At 39.5% G+C, this 14,088-nt stretch carries 12 protein-coding genes; 8 read left to right on the forward strand and 4 right to left on the reverse strand.

Features of this window, described 5'->3' with window-relative positions:
* Nucleotides 1–132: 132 nt before the first annotated feature.
* The 3 genes from V6C71_24150 (at nt 133) to corA (ending at nt 3,899) form a co-directional block, all read left to right on the forward strand.
* On the forward strand, nt 133–1,851 hold the full coding sequence (locus V6C71_24150) for a peptide ABC transporter substrate-binding protein (protein ID HEY9771548.1): 1,719 nt from the start codon (nt 133–135) through the stop codon (nt 1,849–1,851).
* 102 nt (nt 1,852–1,953) lie between these two features.
* Nucleotides 1,954–2,589 (forward strand): DUF1345 domain-containing protein, encoded by a 636-nt coding sequence (locus V6C71_24155; protein ID HEY9771549.1) that lies wholly within the window; start codon nt 1,954–1,956, stop codon nt 2,587–2,589.
* Between the two features lie 173 nt (nt 2,590–2,762).
* Nucleotides 2,763–3,899, forward strand: a complete 1,137-nt coding sequence (gene corA / locus V6C71_24160) for a magnesium/cobalt transporter CorA (protein ID HEY9771550.1) — start codon at nt 2,763–2,765, stop codon at nt 3,897–3,899.
* A 20-nt stretch (nt 3,900–3,919) separates the two neighbouring features.
* Here the strand turns inward: corA and V6C71_24165 are convergent, their stop codons facing one another.
* Nucleotides 3,920–4,324 (reverse strand): hypothetical protein, encoded by a 405-nt coding sequence (locus V6C71_24165; protein ID HEY9771551.1) that lies wholly within the window; start codon nt 4,322–4,324, stop codon nt 3,920–3,922.
* Between the two features lie 824 nt (nt 4,325–5,148).
* On the opposite strand from V6C71_24165, the gene V6C71_24170 reads away from it, so the two are divergent.
* Nucleotides 5,149–5,931, forward strand: coding sequence for an ABC transporter permease (locus V6C71_24170; protein ID HEY9771552.1), 783 nt, complete (start codon nt 5,149–5,151; stop codon nt 5,929–5,931).
* 460 nt (nt 5,932–6,391) lie between these two features.
* Here the strand turns inward: V6C71_24170 and V6C71_24175 are convergent, their stop codons facing one another.
* Entirely contained in the window at nt 6,392–7,081 is a 690-nt protein-coding gene (locus tag V6C71_24175) for a TrkA family potassium uptake protein (GenBank protein ID HEY9771553.1), read from the reverse strand.
* 186 nt (nt 7,082–7,267) lie between these two features.
* Between V6C71_24175 and V6C71_24180 the strand changes: the two genes are divergently transcribed.
* Both V6C71_24180 and V6C71_24185 read left to right on the forward strand, forming a co-directional pair.
* Nucleotides 7,268–9,037, forward strand: a complete 1,770-nt coding sequence (locus tag V6C71_24180) for a M61 family metallopeptidase (protein HEY9771554.1) — start codon at nt 7,268–7,270, stop codon at nt 9,035–9,037.
* A gap of 120 nt (nt 9,038–9,157) precedes the next feature.
* Nucleotides 9,158–10,069 (forward strand): branched-chain amino acid transaminase, encoded by a 912-nt coding sequence (locus tag V6C71_24185; protein HEY9771555.1) that lies wholly within the window; start codon nt 9,158–9,160, stop codon nt 10,067–10,069.
* Nucleotides 10,070–10,304: 235 nt separating this feature from the next.
* Here the strand turns inward: V6C71_24185 and V6C71_24190 are convergent, their stop codons facing one another.
* Nucleotides 10,305–10,712, reverse strand: a complete 408-nt coding sequence (locus V6C71_24190) for a PH domain-containing protein (GenBank protein ID HEY9771556.1) — start codon at nt 10,710–10,712, stop codon at nt 10,305–10,307.
* 283 nt (nt 10,713–10,995) lie between these two features.
* On the opposite strand from V6C71_24190, the gene V6C71_24195 reads away from it, so the two are divergent.
* Together V6C71_24195 and V6C71_24200 are read left to right on the forward strand one after the other, a co-directional pair.
* Entirely contained in the window at nt 10,996–12,054 is a 1,059-nt protein-coding gene (locus tag V6C71_24195) for an MbnP family copper-binding protein (protein HEY9771557.1), read from the forward strand.
* An 83-nt stretch (nt 12,055–12,137) separates the two neighbouring features.
* Nucleotides 12,138–13,325: an MbnH family di-heme enzyme gene (locus V6C71_24200; protein HEY9771558.1), complete on the forward strand. Its 1,188-nt coding sequence runs from the start codon at nt 12,138–12,140 to the stop codon at nt 13,323–13,325.
* Here V6C71_24200 and V6C71_24205 read toward each other — a convergent pair.
* Nucleotides 13,312–13,986 (reverse strand): DUF2993 domain-containing protein, encoded by a 675-nt coding sequence (locus V6C71_24205; GenBank protein HEY9771559.1) that lies wholly within the window; start codon nt 13,984–13,986, stop codon nt 13,312–13,314. The genes V6C71_24200 and V6C71_24205 overlap by 14 nt on opposite strands.
* Nucleotides 13,987–14,088 lie beyond the last annotated feature (102 nt).

A 14,088-nucleotide genomic window follows, 5' to 3' on the forward strand; every position in this document is an offset into this window, starting at 1 on the left:
TAATTGCTAATGCGACGCGAAGCTAGTGCTAAAGCATACCGCTTCGCATATCCTTTAGGGCTAATTGCTACCCTTAACCCAAACTAAGGTTAAAATATCATTCATCATCAATATTGGCTTGAGGAATAGTAAGTGATTGCCGACAGGTTCATTTCTAGATTTTGGGTATTTTTGGGTTTAATAATTGCCATTTCCGCCTGTGGTAGACCTACAGGGACTGGTGGTCAACAAGACAGCAGCACTCTAAAATTACTTTATTGGCAAGCACCAACGATTCTCAATCCTCATCTCTCTACAGGATTTAAAGACGCGGAAGCTAGTCGCATTACTCTTGAACCTCTAGCCAGCTATGATAATCAAGGTAACTTAGTTCCTTTCTTGGCTGAGTCAATACCGACAAAGGAAAATGGTGGTGTGGCTGCGGATGGGAAATCTGTCACCTGGAAACTCAAACAGAATATCAAATGGTCTGATGGTCAACCTTTCACCGCCGAAGACGTAGTTTTTACCTATGAATTTCTCAGCAATCCAGATGTTGGGGCGGTTTCTGCGGGTACTTATGAGGTCGTGCAAAGCGTCGAAGCGATCGATGACTATACGGTCAAAATAAATTTCCAAGAGGTTAATCCTGCTTGGTCATTAGTGTTCGTTGGCGGTGAAGGCATGATCTTACCCAAACACATCTATGAATCCTACAATGGGGCAAATGCCAGGGAAGCATCAGCTAATCTTAAGCCTGTTGGGACAGGAGCTTATCAAGTAGTGGAGTTTCGACCAGGGGATACGGTTATTTATCAACCCAATCCTAAATTTCGTCAAGCAAAGCAGTTAGATTTTGCCAGAATCGAGCTAAAAGGTGGTGGTGATGCAACCTCAGCAGCCAGAGCAGTATTGCAGACGGGAGATGCCGATTTTGCCTATAATCTCCAGGTAGAAGCCCCAGTATTAGACAAATTAGCAGCAGCGGGACAAGGAAAGGTCGTTTCTAACTATGGTGCGCAGATGGAGAGAATAATTATCAACCATAGCGATCCTAATAAAGTTGCCCCGTCGGGAGAACGCTCTAGCATCGAGTTTCCCCATCCTTTTTTGAGCGATCGCTCTGTTCGCGAAGCTCTTGCCTTAGCAGTAGACCAAGACACTATTGCCGAGCAGCTGTACGGCGTGACGGGGAAAGCAACCCCTAACTTTTTGGTCGCGCCACCAGAATATGCTTCACTTAATACCAGCTATGAATATAATCTCGAAAAAGCCCAGCAGCTACTAGACCAAGCAGGATGGAAAGATACTAACGGCAACGGAACTCGCGATCGCGACGGCATAGAAATGCAGATGGTGTTTCAAACTTCGGTTAATCCTTTGCGACAGAAAACCCAAGCGGTAGTCAAACAGGGCTTGCAGTCTATTGGAGTAGGAGTAGAAATCAAAAGCATTGACCCCAGCGTCTATTTTTCTAGTGACTCTAGTAATAACGATACGGTGGAACATTTCTATGCGGATCTACAGATGTATACTACAGGTAATACTAGCCCCGATCCTGCTGCATATATGAATTTTATGACCTGCGCTCAGATTCCCCAACAAAAAAACAACTGGTCTGGAGACAATAATTCGCGTTACTGCAATTTGGAATACGATCGCCTGTGGCGAGAAGCCAGTCAAGAACTAGACCCCAAAAAACGTCAAAAGCTGTTTGCCCTGATGAACGATCTCCTAATTGATGATGTTGCGGTCATTCCTCTAGTACATCGGGCTGATGTGATGGCTTTTGGCAATAGTATAACGGGCTATGAACCCACCGCTTGGGATATGCAAACCTGGAACATTATGAATTGGCGACGAAGCAATTAGCAAGTAGCAAGTAATATTTAACCTTAATATTAATAAAAAGCTACATAAGGAAATTAATTAGAATGACTATATGATTTAGCGGTTTCTTTTTATGGTACTCAATTGATTAAACTCGACACCAAACCCCGATTATTTGTGGCGATCGTCGGGTCGGTATTAATCTATATTTTAACTCCCCAGTGGTTACAGCTATACACTCGAATTATTATTGCTTGGAATGCGGGAGTTATAGTTTTTTTAGCTTCAGTTTTCCTCATGACGAGTCGCGCTACATCCGAAAAGATGCGTTCTCAGGCACAGCGTCAAGATGAAAGCCGATGGATTATTCTAATTGTAGTTGTGGTAGCAGCCTGTACTAGTTTATTAGCCATTGTTTTTATGCTCAACGGTAGCAAAAACTCTCAACCATTATTAATTCTGCATATTATTCTAGCGTTATTTACTATTTTTGCTTCTTGGTTGCTAATTCATACAATGTTTGCCTTACACTACGCACACTTATATTACCAAAATAACCATCAGCAGCTAGAACCTTTAGAGTTTCCTGGCGAAAAACTACCCGACTATGCAGATTTCATTTATTTCTCTTTGGGCATTGGCATGACTTCCCAGGTAGCTGATGTTCAAATAGCCTCTCGCATTTTAAGACGACTGGCTTTAGTGCATCAGGTGCTAAGCTTTTTTTTTAACACTTTGATTTTGGCTTTGGCAATCAATATTATGGCAAGTCTAATTTAGGCGTTGCTAATTCAATGTACGAAACTTGTAATCATAATGTTTAAAGCAGCTTAAAGCTAGAAGCTGACAAATTTAATTTTTTAGATCTCGATTCAGCAACGCCATTATTTTTATAACTATAAAATATCAAGTGAGGCGAAAATTAGATAGTACATAATTCACTGTGACTTTCTATGATTGCCAATACTGACTCGATCGCTCGAGGTAGTGACTCTTATCAGCAGATTTCCTTAAATTATCATTACAATCAGCCAGGTAGTATGCCAGGAACGATCTCGATTGCAGATCGGGCCAAACCGCCTGAAATTAATGTGATTGACTACAATCAAGATCAACATAAGTATGCGACCAATTTAACCCCAGAAGAATGTGTTGCTTATCTTGATACAGAATCAGTTTCTTGGGTCGATGTTGGTGGTTTGGGCGACAAGCCGATCTTAGAACAACTGGCACAAGTATTTAATCTGCACCCTTTATTACTAGAAAATATAGTCAATGTTCCCCAACGCCCAAAACTAGAAGACTATCAAAACCAGTTGGTCTTAATTACCCAAATGGTTAATTTTGAAGTCAAGGGTAGAAGAGTCTGGCTAGAACAGGTTAGTTTTGTTTTAGGTGAAAATTATTTACTGACGGTACAGGAAGAACCCGAACAAGACTGTTTTACTTCAGTACGCGATCGCTTGAGCAAGAGTAAAGGAATCATTCGTCACCAAAAAGCTGATTATCTAACTTACGCTCTTTGGGACACCATTATTGATAGTTATTTTCCCGTATTGGAAGTCTATGGTGAAAGAATTGAGGAATTAGAAGAACTAGTCTTAGGACGGCCTACAAGAACAACTTTAGCCCAAATTCACCAGATTAAGCGAGAACTTCTGGCTTTACGGCGTGCTATTTGGCCACAACGAGACGTGCTAAATATTTTAATTAGAGATGGTCATCCTCTGATCGAAGAACACGTATTGCGTTATTTTAAAGACTGCTACGACCACACCGTACAAATCATCGATACTATCGAAATCTATCGAGAACTGTCATCGGGATTAATGGATGTCTACCTGTCGGCGGTTAGCAACAAAATGAACGAGGTGATGAAACTGCTAGCGGTAATTTCCACCATATTTATCCCTCTAACCTTCGTAGCAGGAGTTTATGGCATGAACTTTAACACCGAAGTTTCTCCCTGGAATATGCCAGAGTTAGACTGGTATTGGGGGTATCCTCTGTGTTTGTCGGTTATGTTGGCGATCGCTCTTTTTTTAATTACTTACTTCTGGCGATTAGGCTGGTTTAAAAACAATTTTTGAATAAAAATATAGATCAATAGTTATTCGCAATGCCAAATTTCTGCATGACCCCGACGACGACCCATAATTGAACCAGCAGAATTAACATCTTGTTCATTTACTCGAACTAGTACCAAGTATTTTCCTCGGCTAAATAGTCGCTGGAAAAAGTTTTGAGCAACTTGATTAAAACTAAATATTTCTTGATTAAAGTAGCTAATAGTAGTTACTTCAGGCAACCAAGAATAACGTTGGCAATTTCGAGCAATTAGGGTAACTAGGTTAGTAGGAAAACCTTCATCTCTCAACTCTTCTAAGGCTACTTTGACATCTCGATGATGGGAGAAAACTCCCACTACATGAGTTGCATTCGGATCACTTTTCTCTATTTTTCCCAACTCTAAAATGCTAGATAAAGATATATGTGAATCTAAAAATGTTTTCATGAGTCAATAGTAAAAATCTCGATATGCTTTAGATTAGCAATCAGATATGTCAAGTCAATGGCAAAGTGATGACGATTTAGCGTAAAGCTTTTTGGCGCAAATTATTGTGGGGTAATTTAACTCTGGCGAGGATGATTCTAACTTTTTTTGGCTTCTAGTTTGGCTGTTATGGAAGTGCGATCGCTTGTTCATCTGACCTAGGCGATCGCTCCTTCATAGTTGGGAATTTAATTAAATTTAAGGTCTTTACCTCTATCGTACCTATTTCATTGCGATTGGCAAGCTAGTATGCGGAGCGAAATCACCAGTTATTTAGCTGACAATCGGTATTGCTCGATACTAAAGTAAATATACGACGATTCTCTAGCTGTAAACCTTTGATTTCGCTTTGCATTGTCTTAATGTCAGTTTGCATTGTACGCATCACACCCATTAAAGATTTCGGTAGCTCGATCTATATTTTGCGTAAGGCGATCTAGATTAATATCTTGAGTAGCGATCGCATCAGCGTTAGCTTCGACTTTTTGACTAATACGATCGACTGTTTAATTAGTGGCATCGTTTTTTGCCGTAGTACGATGGCTGAGTTTGATAGCTGATTCTAATAATTTTTCGCTCTGGGTTAATTTTTATGTCGGTGTAAGTTCTTGAGGCATCTTAGATTAAAAACTTGTTTAATTAAATTTATTATATGGCGATCGCCAAGCGTACTCTTTAAGTGTGGTTTTGGTAGAGAACTTTATGAACCAGATTATAATTTCATCTAGACAGACTAGCCACAATATTCACTATTCACTTGCAAGATGTAACAGTTGAATAATAATATGCAGCGTCACTTTAAAATTTTACGTTTATTTTGGTCTACGGCGATCGCCGCAGAATTAGAGTATCGTCTCAATTTTGTCATAGCCACCGTTACGAGCATTGCGAATTTAGTCGGTAGTCTGTTTGGGCTATTTTTGTTTTACCGTACTGGCTATACTTTTGAGGGCTGGAGTTGGGAAGAAGCCACGATTGTTTTGGGTTTATTTACCCTATTACAAGGATTCTCCGCTACTTTTCTAGTGCCCAACCTTAACAGTATTGTCACGCAAGTCGAACAGGGAACATTAGACTTTGTGTTGCTCAAACCGATTAGCAGTCAGTTTTGGCTTTCGACTAAAACCATTTCCCCTTGGGGTTTACCCGATTTGCTATTTGGCACAATTTTAATAATCTATGCAGGCAATAGTTTAGGTTTGGCTTGGTATAACTATTTAGCTAGTTTAATTCCCTTGAGTTTTGGTATTGTTATTCTTTATAGCCTTTGGTTTATCTTGGGCGCAACCAGCATTTGGTTTGTCAAAGTTTATAACGTTACCGAAGTTTTGCGAGGATTTTTAGAAGCAGGGCGTTATCCCATGGTTGCTTATCCCGCTGTTTATCGCTTCTTTTTCACTTTCGTTGTACCTGTAGCTTTCTTAACTACCGTTCCCGCCCAGGCAATGCTTGACCGTAGTGAACTAACCTGGAGTATTGGTGCTGCTATCCTAGCAGGTATTTTATTTATTTTCTCCATCTTTTTCTGGCGGTTTGCTCTACGCTTCTATACCAGTGCCTCTAGTTAAAGCCGCTCGAGTTGACAAAGTTATTAAGCTTTTAGCTTTTAGCTTTTAAATAATATAAGAGAGATGAATATCATAATACTACAATGTGTAGTTGGCAAGCCCATTAATCATCCATGTTCATCTGCGTTCATGTGTGCGAGGCGGAGGACGGACGAGAAGCTTATACTAAAGCATATGCGAAGCGGTATGCTAAAGCACTAGCTCCGCGTCGTCCTTTAGGACATCGTCCGAAGGTGTCTATCACGGACGAAAGGATACCGCTTCGCGTCGCGAAGCTAGTCCTTTAGGGCATCGTCCGAAGGTGTCCTTTAGGATACACCTGCGGATATACCATGCACGGGAATCCTTTAGGGCTAGTCATAGACGGGGACTTTTTTTCTACAGCTAGATCTAAAACGGCTCAGTCCACCACTAAATCTTTAATTACTTTTACCCCATGGTATACAACTGCAAATTCAGCTTAAATTGGTAATTTCTGAAGATTTTTATTACTGCCAATTACTACCATAATCAATCCTTTTTTAAGTACTTGTCCAGGACTAGGATTAGTAACAAACTTATCGCCATTACCAATCGCCAAAACGTTTAAACCAAACCGTTTACGTAGATCTAATTGAGACAGGGTTTGACCATGAAAAGAATCTGGTACTAAAATTTCGACAATGCTGTTTTCCGTATCCAGTTCAAAACGCTCCAAAAATCCAGGCTGAGTTAGAGTACTAGCCAAAGCGCAACCAGCCTCATGTTCAGGAAAGACGACTCGGTCTGCCCCGACTCTTTTCAATACTTTGCCGTGAATCTCCGAAGAAGCTTTGGCTATTACCTGTTCAACTCCCGCCTCTTTAACATTAAGAGTAGTAATAATACTTTCTTGGAGATAGTTGCCAATAGCCACAATTACCGTATCCATTTCAAAGATACCTGCTTCTTTAAGCGCTCCAGGATCGGTTGAATCTAATTGAATCGCATGGGAAGCTACTTTTTGAGATAAAACCTGAGTAACTAATTTTTCGTCAATATCTGTCCCTAAAACTTCATAGCCCATTTTGTGTAGGGAAGTGCAGACGGCTCTGCCAAAGCGTCCTAACCCAATCACTCCAAACTGGCGACTTGCGCCACGAGAGCTAGTCAAAAAATTGAGAGATTTCAATGCCTCTTACCTGAATAATTCTAACTATATGGCATTTTAATCTATGGAGATTAATTACGAAAATTTTTAATAATTACCAACTAAAATTTCAGCCAACTTATATTTGAGGCAATCTGCTAGATATGGATAAAATATAAATTCGCGTCTAAAGTATTAATTTGATTTTGTTTACCCATTAAAAGTTTAATGACTGAAGCCACTGCTATTCGTCAGCCCAAACCCACCAACAAGACAGCGACTATATTCTACCAAGTTGCTATGTCTCAACCTGCTTCCCACCTGTTTGAAGTTACGCTACAGGTCAATAATTGGCAGTCAGCAACTTTAGATTTAAAAATGCCAGTGTGGACTCCTGGTTCTTATTTAATTAGAGAATATGCTAGATATCTTCAAGATTTTTCGGCGCAGGATAATAATGGTGAGAATTTGTCGAGTAAAAAGCTCGGGAAAAATTACTGGCAAGTAACAACAGCAGGTGCTTCTAAAATAAAGGTTAGCTATCGAATTTATGCTAATGACTTAACGGTACGCACCAATCATTTAGATACTACTCATGGTTATTTCAATGGTGCAGCACTATTTTTCTTTATTCCAGGATTAGAACAGCAGCCAATTAAGGTGGAAGTCATTCCACCCGAGTCAGATTGGCACGTAACTACCGCCCTCCCTAAGGTACAAGGAGAAGCCAATACTTTTCTGGCTTCAGATTTTGATACTTTAGTTGATACTCCTGTAGAAGTCGGTACACAGCAGGTATACGATTTTGAGGTATTGGGTAAGCCTCATGCTCTAGCGGTTTGGAGTAAAGGTAATGCTAATCCCGAACAAATAATTGCCGATACGACCAAAGTAATTCAAGTAGAAGCCGAGATGTTTGGCGGCTTGCCCTATGAACGGTATCTATTTCTGTTGCACCTGTCGGGTAGTGGTTATGGTGGTTTAGAACATAAGAACTGCTGTACTTTAAATTATCCCCGATTTGGTTTCGGCGATCGCGAAAAATATGAACGCTTTATCCAGTTAGTAGCTCACGAATTCTTCCATCTATGGAACGTCAAACGTATTCGACCTAAAGCTTTAGAAACTTTTGATTACGAAGCTGAAAACTACACCACATCTTTGTGGTTTTGTGAAGGGACAACCAGCTATTACGATCTGATCATTCCGCTACGGGCAGGAATTTATAACCGCACAACCTGTCTGAGCAAGTTAAGCAAAGATATAACTAAATATCTTAATACTATTGGACGTACCGTACAGCCTTTGGGCGAATCTAGCTATGATGCCTGGATTAAACTCTATCGTCGTCATGCTAACAGCGATAACGATCAGATTTCCTATTATCTCAAAGGACAGTTAGTTTCCCTGCTGCTCGATCTTTTAATTAGAGCTAAACATAATAATAAGCGATCGCTTGACGATGTAATGCGATTGATGTGGTCACGTTTTGGACAAAAAGAAATTGGCTTTAGCGAAACACAGTTAAGGAACGTCATTGCCGAGGTTGCCGAAGCAGATTTAAATGATTTCTTCGCTCGCTACATCGAAACTACCGAAGAATTACCCTTTAATGACTATTTGGACCCCTTTGGCTTATACTTGAAAACTGTTGCTGAATCAGATATTCCTTACTTAGGAATTAAAGTACAGTCACAAAATAATCGGGAAGTGATCCAATTTGTCGCTGCCGAATCTCCCGCAGCATTAGGGGGAATTGATGCCCTCGATGAGCTACTAGCTATTGATGGTATCAAGGTTGATGCGAAGTCTTTAAACGAAAGGTTAAAAGACTATCAGGTAAAAGATACTATTGAGGTTACGGTGTTTCATCAAGATGAATTAAAAACTTTACCTGTTATCCTAGCTAAATCTCAATCTAACCAGTACGAATTAACGGTTAAAGATAATTTATCCCCAATTCAGCAACAGAATCTGACAGGATGGCTTGGGAAATAGCTTAAAGATAATAAACGTGAATTGGTTAGAGGCAAGGCAGTCTCTTGCCCAGACAAAAGTTAAATACAAAAGTTAAAAAGTAGTCAGCCCCGTCAAGTAGGATCGGGATAATCAATGCTTATGCACAATTTTTTAGAAACAGCCTATTTTCAAAACAAATTTGTTCCTTTTGAACAGGCAAATATATCTATTGCCACTCATGCGCTACATTACGGAACTGGCGCTTTTGGTGGAATGAGAGGTATTCCCGATCCAGAAAACCCCGAGCGAGTCTTATTATTTAGATTGGATCGTCATTGTACTCGTTTAAGCGACAGTGCCAAGCTGCTTAATTACGATTTACCTGCGGACAAAATACAGCAAATAATTATTGATTTTGTTAAGAAAAATAAACCTGATAAATCTTTTTATATTCGACCTTTCGTCTATACTTCAGATTTAGGTATTGCTCCGCGACTGCATAAAATCGAAAAAGACTTTTTGATTTATGGTTTAGAGTTGGGCGATTACTTGCCCCCCGACGGTATTAGCTGTCGCATCAGTTCTTGGTATCGCCAAGAAGACCGCAGTTTGCCCCTACGCGGTAAAATTAGCGGGGCATATATTACCTCTTCTTTAGCTAAAACCGAAGCAGTTGAATCTGGTTTTGATGAAGCAATTCTGATGAATTCTCAAGGTAAAGTTTGTGAAGCTTCAGGCATGAATATTTTTATCGTCAGAAACAATCAATTAATTACGCCTGGGTTTAATCAAGACATTTTAGAAGGAATTACTAGAGACAGCATCTTAACTATTGCTAAAGACTTGGGTATCGAAACTGTAGAAAGAGCGATCGATAAAACCGAATTATTTATTGCTGAAGAAGTATTTTTAAGCGGAACAGCAGCCAAAGTAACTCCCGTTAAAAAAATAGAAAACTATGATTTATCTACCGATAGACCAATTACCGAAAAAATCAAGCATAAACTAACGGCAATTACTAAAAATCAAGAGCCAAAATACCAGAATTGGATTTATACAGTTGATTTTTAAGCAATTAAAAATATAAGTTTTTTCCAGTTGCTAATTATTTGGTAAATGTCTCAAAGGTAGAGGTAAAATCTGTGATTTTATAGGTTGGATGAAAACGCGTTAACCATTCAAAAGCATACTTATCGATCGGTTTAAATTCTTGTTCGATAGTTTGAGAAGTAGAGGAACGATTAACCGATTTTGAAGCTATATCTCAACTGTTTTGAGCGTATTGAAGGTAGTCAATATTAGTTTCTTATATAGAGCTGATTTTAATTAAAGCTTTATACAAATCTTTTAATTCCTCGAGATATTTTTTATGAATATCAATAACATATTGATAAGAGCCGATGGTAAACTTAATTTGAACGTCAAGATTGATAGTTTCTGCGGTTTGCAAAACTACATTTTGGATGGCATATTTACCGTAGTTTAAACGTTTTAAAGTTTGCTTTTTACTCACGGCGGATGTTCCGTCAATATGAATTAAAGCCCTATTGGTAAAGCAGTACTCGTCTGTCTTAGATTTAATTAAAAAAAAGATTTTTTCTTTCTCTTCTTGCAAAATAAAATCGTCAGATTCTACCTTGTCAAAATCTTCTGGTTTGACAATAATTCCAATATCACTTAGACCAAGAACATCAGAAGCAATTCTTTTAAACATATAGCATTGCTCAATATTATGCTGATTATCCTGAAAAAATTAGAGTATAGCTTTTAACCTCATGGATTGGCAGTAAATCTTTAAGAATCTAAATCGCAGTAGCTTAAATTGCCTTAAAGATTGTCTTAAACTATGTGGCGATCGCCTTTCATTATGACATCGAATATAAATTAAATTAAGTTTTACAGTCTGTCTTTGGACAGGGGCAGAGGTTTTTCGATACTATAAAAAATTATTATTGTATTAGTTGCAAAACTAGTCACTATTAATTTTTTTTAAATCGATGTTTTTAGCATTTAAGCGAAAATCTTTATTACTAGCCATAGGCATTGCCTTTAGTGCTTACGGTCATGTCCAGGCTCAAACTAATACTCAAGACGTGGCAATTAACTTTGAAGCCTGGGTGGGCGATCGCGAATTTTCCTGTGGCGAGAGCTATGAGAACATAGGTACTGCTGAGTCGACAATCACTCCCACTGACTTCCGCTTCTATGTATCCAATGTCGCTTTAATTGATGAAGATGGTAACGCTGTTCCCCTCGAACTAGAACAAGACGGCAAATGGCAACATGAAAAGGTGGCTCTACTAGACTTTGAAGATGGAACTAGTGCCTGTGATAACGGTACAGCAGAAATGAGAACGATGGTAGTCGGCACAGTACCCGAAGGTAACTATCAAAGCCTCCAGTTTACTATGGGCGTACCAGAACAACTCAACCATGAAGATGCGGCGATCGCACCTTCTCCCCTCAACCTGACTTCGATGTGGTGGAATTGGCAGGGGGGTTATAAGTTTTTGCGGGTAGACTTAGAAACCGAACAGGCGATTGCTAATGTATCACAAACCAGCCACAGTCAAACTACTCAAAGTCAAGCTGGTGAGGATAATGTGCAAATAAATGAGCAAACTACTAACACCAGCAGCGAACGGGGAAGCCAGACTACGACTCAAACTAGCAACCAAACTAGTATTTTCAAGAATGGACAGGGTACTCATCAACAAACCAGCAGTACTACTCATCAAGATGCAGGCAGTAATGCTTACTCAATTCATTTAGGTAGTACTGGATGTTCAGATTCAGCCCAAAGCGATTTGTTCGGCTGTGCTAATTCCAATCGCGTTAGCGTGGTGTTGGAAGATTTTAATCCTGAAGATAATGTGGTTATTGCCGATTTAGCCGAGCTTTTAGCCCAAAGCGACTTGACTACTAACCAGGCTGATACGCCTACTGGCTGTATGTCTTCCCCTGAAGATAGTGATTGTATGCCAATCATGCAAAATCTCAATCTGTCTTCTAACAACACAGCAGAATCAGGGCAATATTTCTTCTTTGTTGAGTAGTTTTCAGTTGAGTAGAACACACAAGTTTAATCTCAAAAGCTAATAGCTAATAGCTAGTTAATCAACAACGTAGTCTATCAAGCATGAAAACTGCTGAAAAATCCGTAATGAGCGATCGCATATCTTACCTGCTTGTTGCTTTTGTTGTGTCTATTTGTCTATCAATCGGCATGAGTCAAGCTATGGCAACAGACGGACATTTAGCTAGAGCAACTGAATATAACTGGAATTTACCAGAGTGGACACCAAAACCCATAGTCCCTAAAAACAATCCGATGACTGCGGAGAAAGTTGAATTAGGCAGACAACTTTTTTATGAACCACGTCTATCGATTACGGGGGAATATTCTTGTGCTTCTTGTCACAAGCAGTCTTTAGCCTTTACCGATGGTAAGCCAGTAGCATTGGGTTCAACTAACGAACAGCATTCTCGGAACTCGATGAGCTTGGCAAATGTCGCTTATAGCCCTGTGTTGACATGGGCTAATCCTCTAATCACTAGCTTAGAAAATCAGGCACTGATTCCAATTTTTGGCGAACATCCGCTGGAGATGGGCATGGTGGGTAAAGAACAGCAAATGATTCAATGGATAAAAAATGATCCTGAATATCGTCATATGTTTAGTGGAGCATTCACCGAAGAACAGCCTGTTAATCTAAGTAATTTGACCAAAGCGATCGCCAGCTTTCAAAGAAGTCTCGTATCCTTTAATTCTCCTTACGATCGCTATCGTTATCAGGGAGAAACCAACGCTATTTCGGCTGCTGCTAAACGAGGTGAAAAGCTATTTAATAGCGAACGCTTGGAATGTTTTCACTGTCATGGAGGAATCAACTTTAGCGATTCAGTCAAGCATGAAAATCTAGCATTTACCGAGATCGCATTTCACAACACTGGTTTATATAATATCGATGGCGAGGGTAGTTATCCGCCACAAAATACGGGAATTAAGGAATTTACCCAAAAAGCCAAGGACATGGGGCGATTTAAAGCTCCTAGCCTGCGTAACATTGCTTTGACTGCACCCTATATGCACGATGGTAGCGTGGCTACTTTACAGAATGCGATCGCTCACTATCAGGCTGGAGGTAGAACTATCACCGCAGGAGAATGGACAGGAGTAGGTAGTGCCAATCCTTATAAAAGCGGGTTCGTTAAGGGGTTTAAAATTACCGATACAGAAATAGATGATTTAATTGCGTTTTTGCAGAGTCTAACGGATGAGGAATTTATTACCAATCCTGCCTACAGCGATCCTAATGAATTTTAATTACTCCCGAACAGATTATTTGCTCAGATTCAATAATTAGTTGTGCGATCGCGACATCTATTCCTAGATCGATTTTGAGTTCATTAGCAACAGATTGATGATTAATTTTCAATGGAGATAGGCACAGGGTATGACTGTCTGCCAAACTTATTCCTGTAGACAAACAAAGTTCCCTAGTTTCTCCTGAAGCATCTTGATACGTACCTGTGAAGTTTAAACTTTGATTAGCGATCGCAATACTGCACCATTCAATTGCCAGATCGCTTAATTCTGTTGAAGAATTATTAATTTGCTGTGGTGCTAAGAACATTTGCCATAAGTCATCCAACCCGCTTTGCAATAGCGGAGAATCTAAAGAAGCTGGTAAATCTTGAGCATCCAGTCTAAGCTGAATCTCGACCACAACTGGTTCAAGGAGTTTCAAAGGTTGCTTGATCATCACCTCTGACAAATTAAAGGCAATATCTGAACCATTGAGTTCAATTTGACGCATATAAAGCCCTTTATAGACAGCACGACTACAGCTAAGAAAAATTTGCGGAATATATCCCTGAAGAATTTGCTTATTTTTGCCTAGAATTTTCACCTGCAAATCTTCTACGCGCTCAACTTGCGATCGCAAATAAAGCTTGACTGCGGTAGACAATAATTTACTAATCACTAAATAAACTTAAAATTTTTCCCAAAATAAATCAATCCAGAACTTTGGTCAATCAATTTAAGAGAGTGAAAGCAAAATTTCTGTCTGGGCAAAGCACTGACT

The organism is Coleofasciculaceae cyanobacterium, from assembly GCA_036703275.1.
GTDB lineage: Bacteria > Cyanobacteriota > Cyanobacteriia > Cyanobacteriales > Xenococcaceae > Waterburya.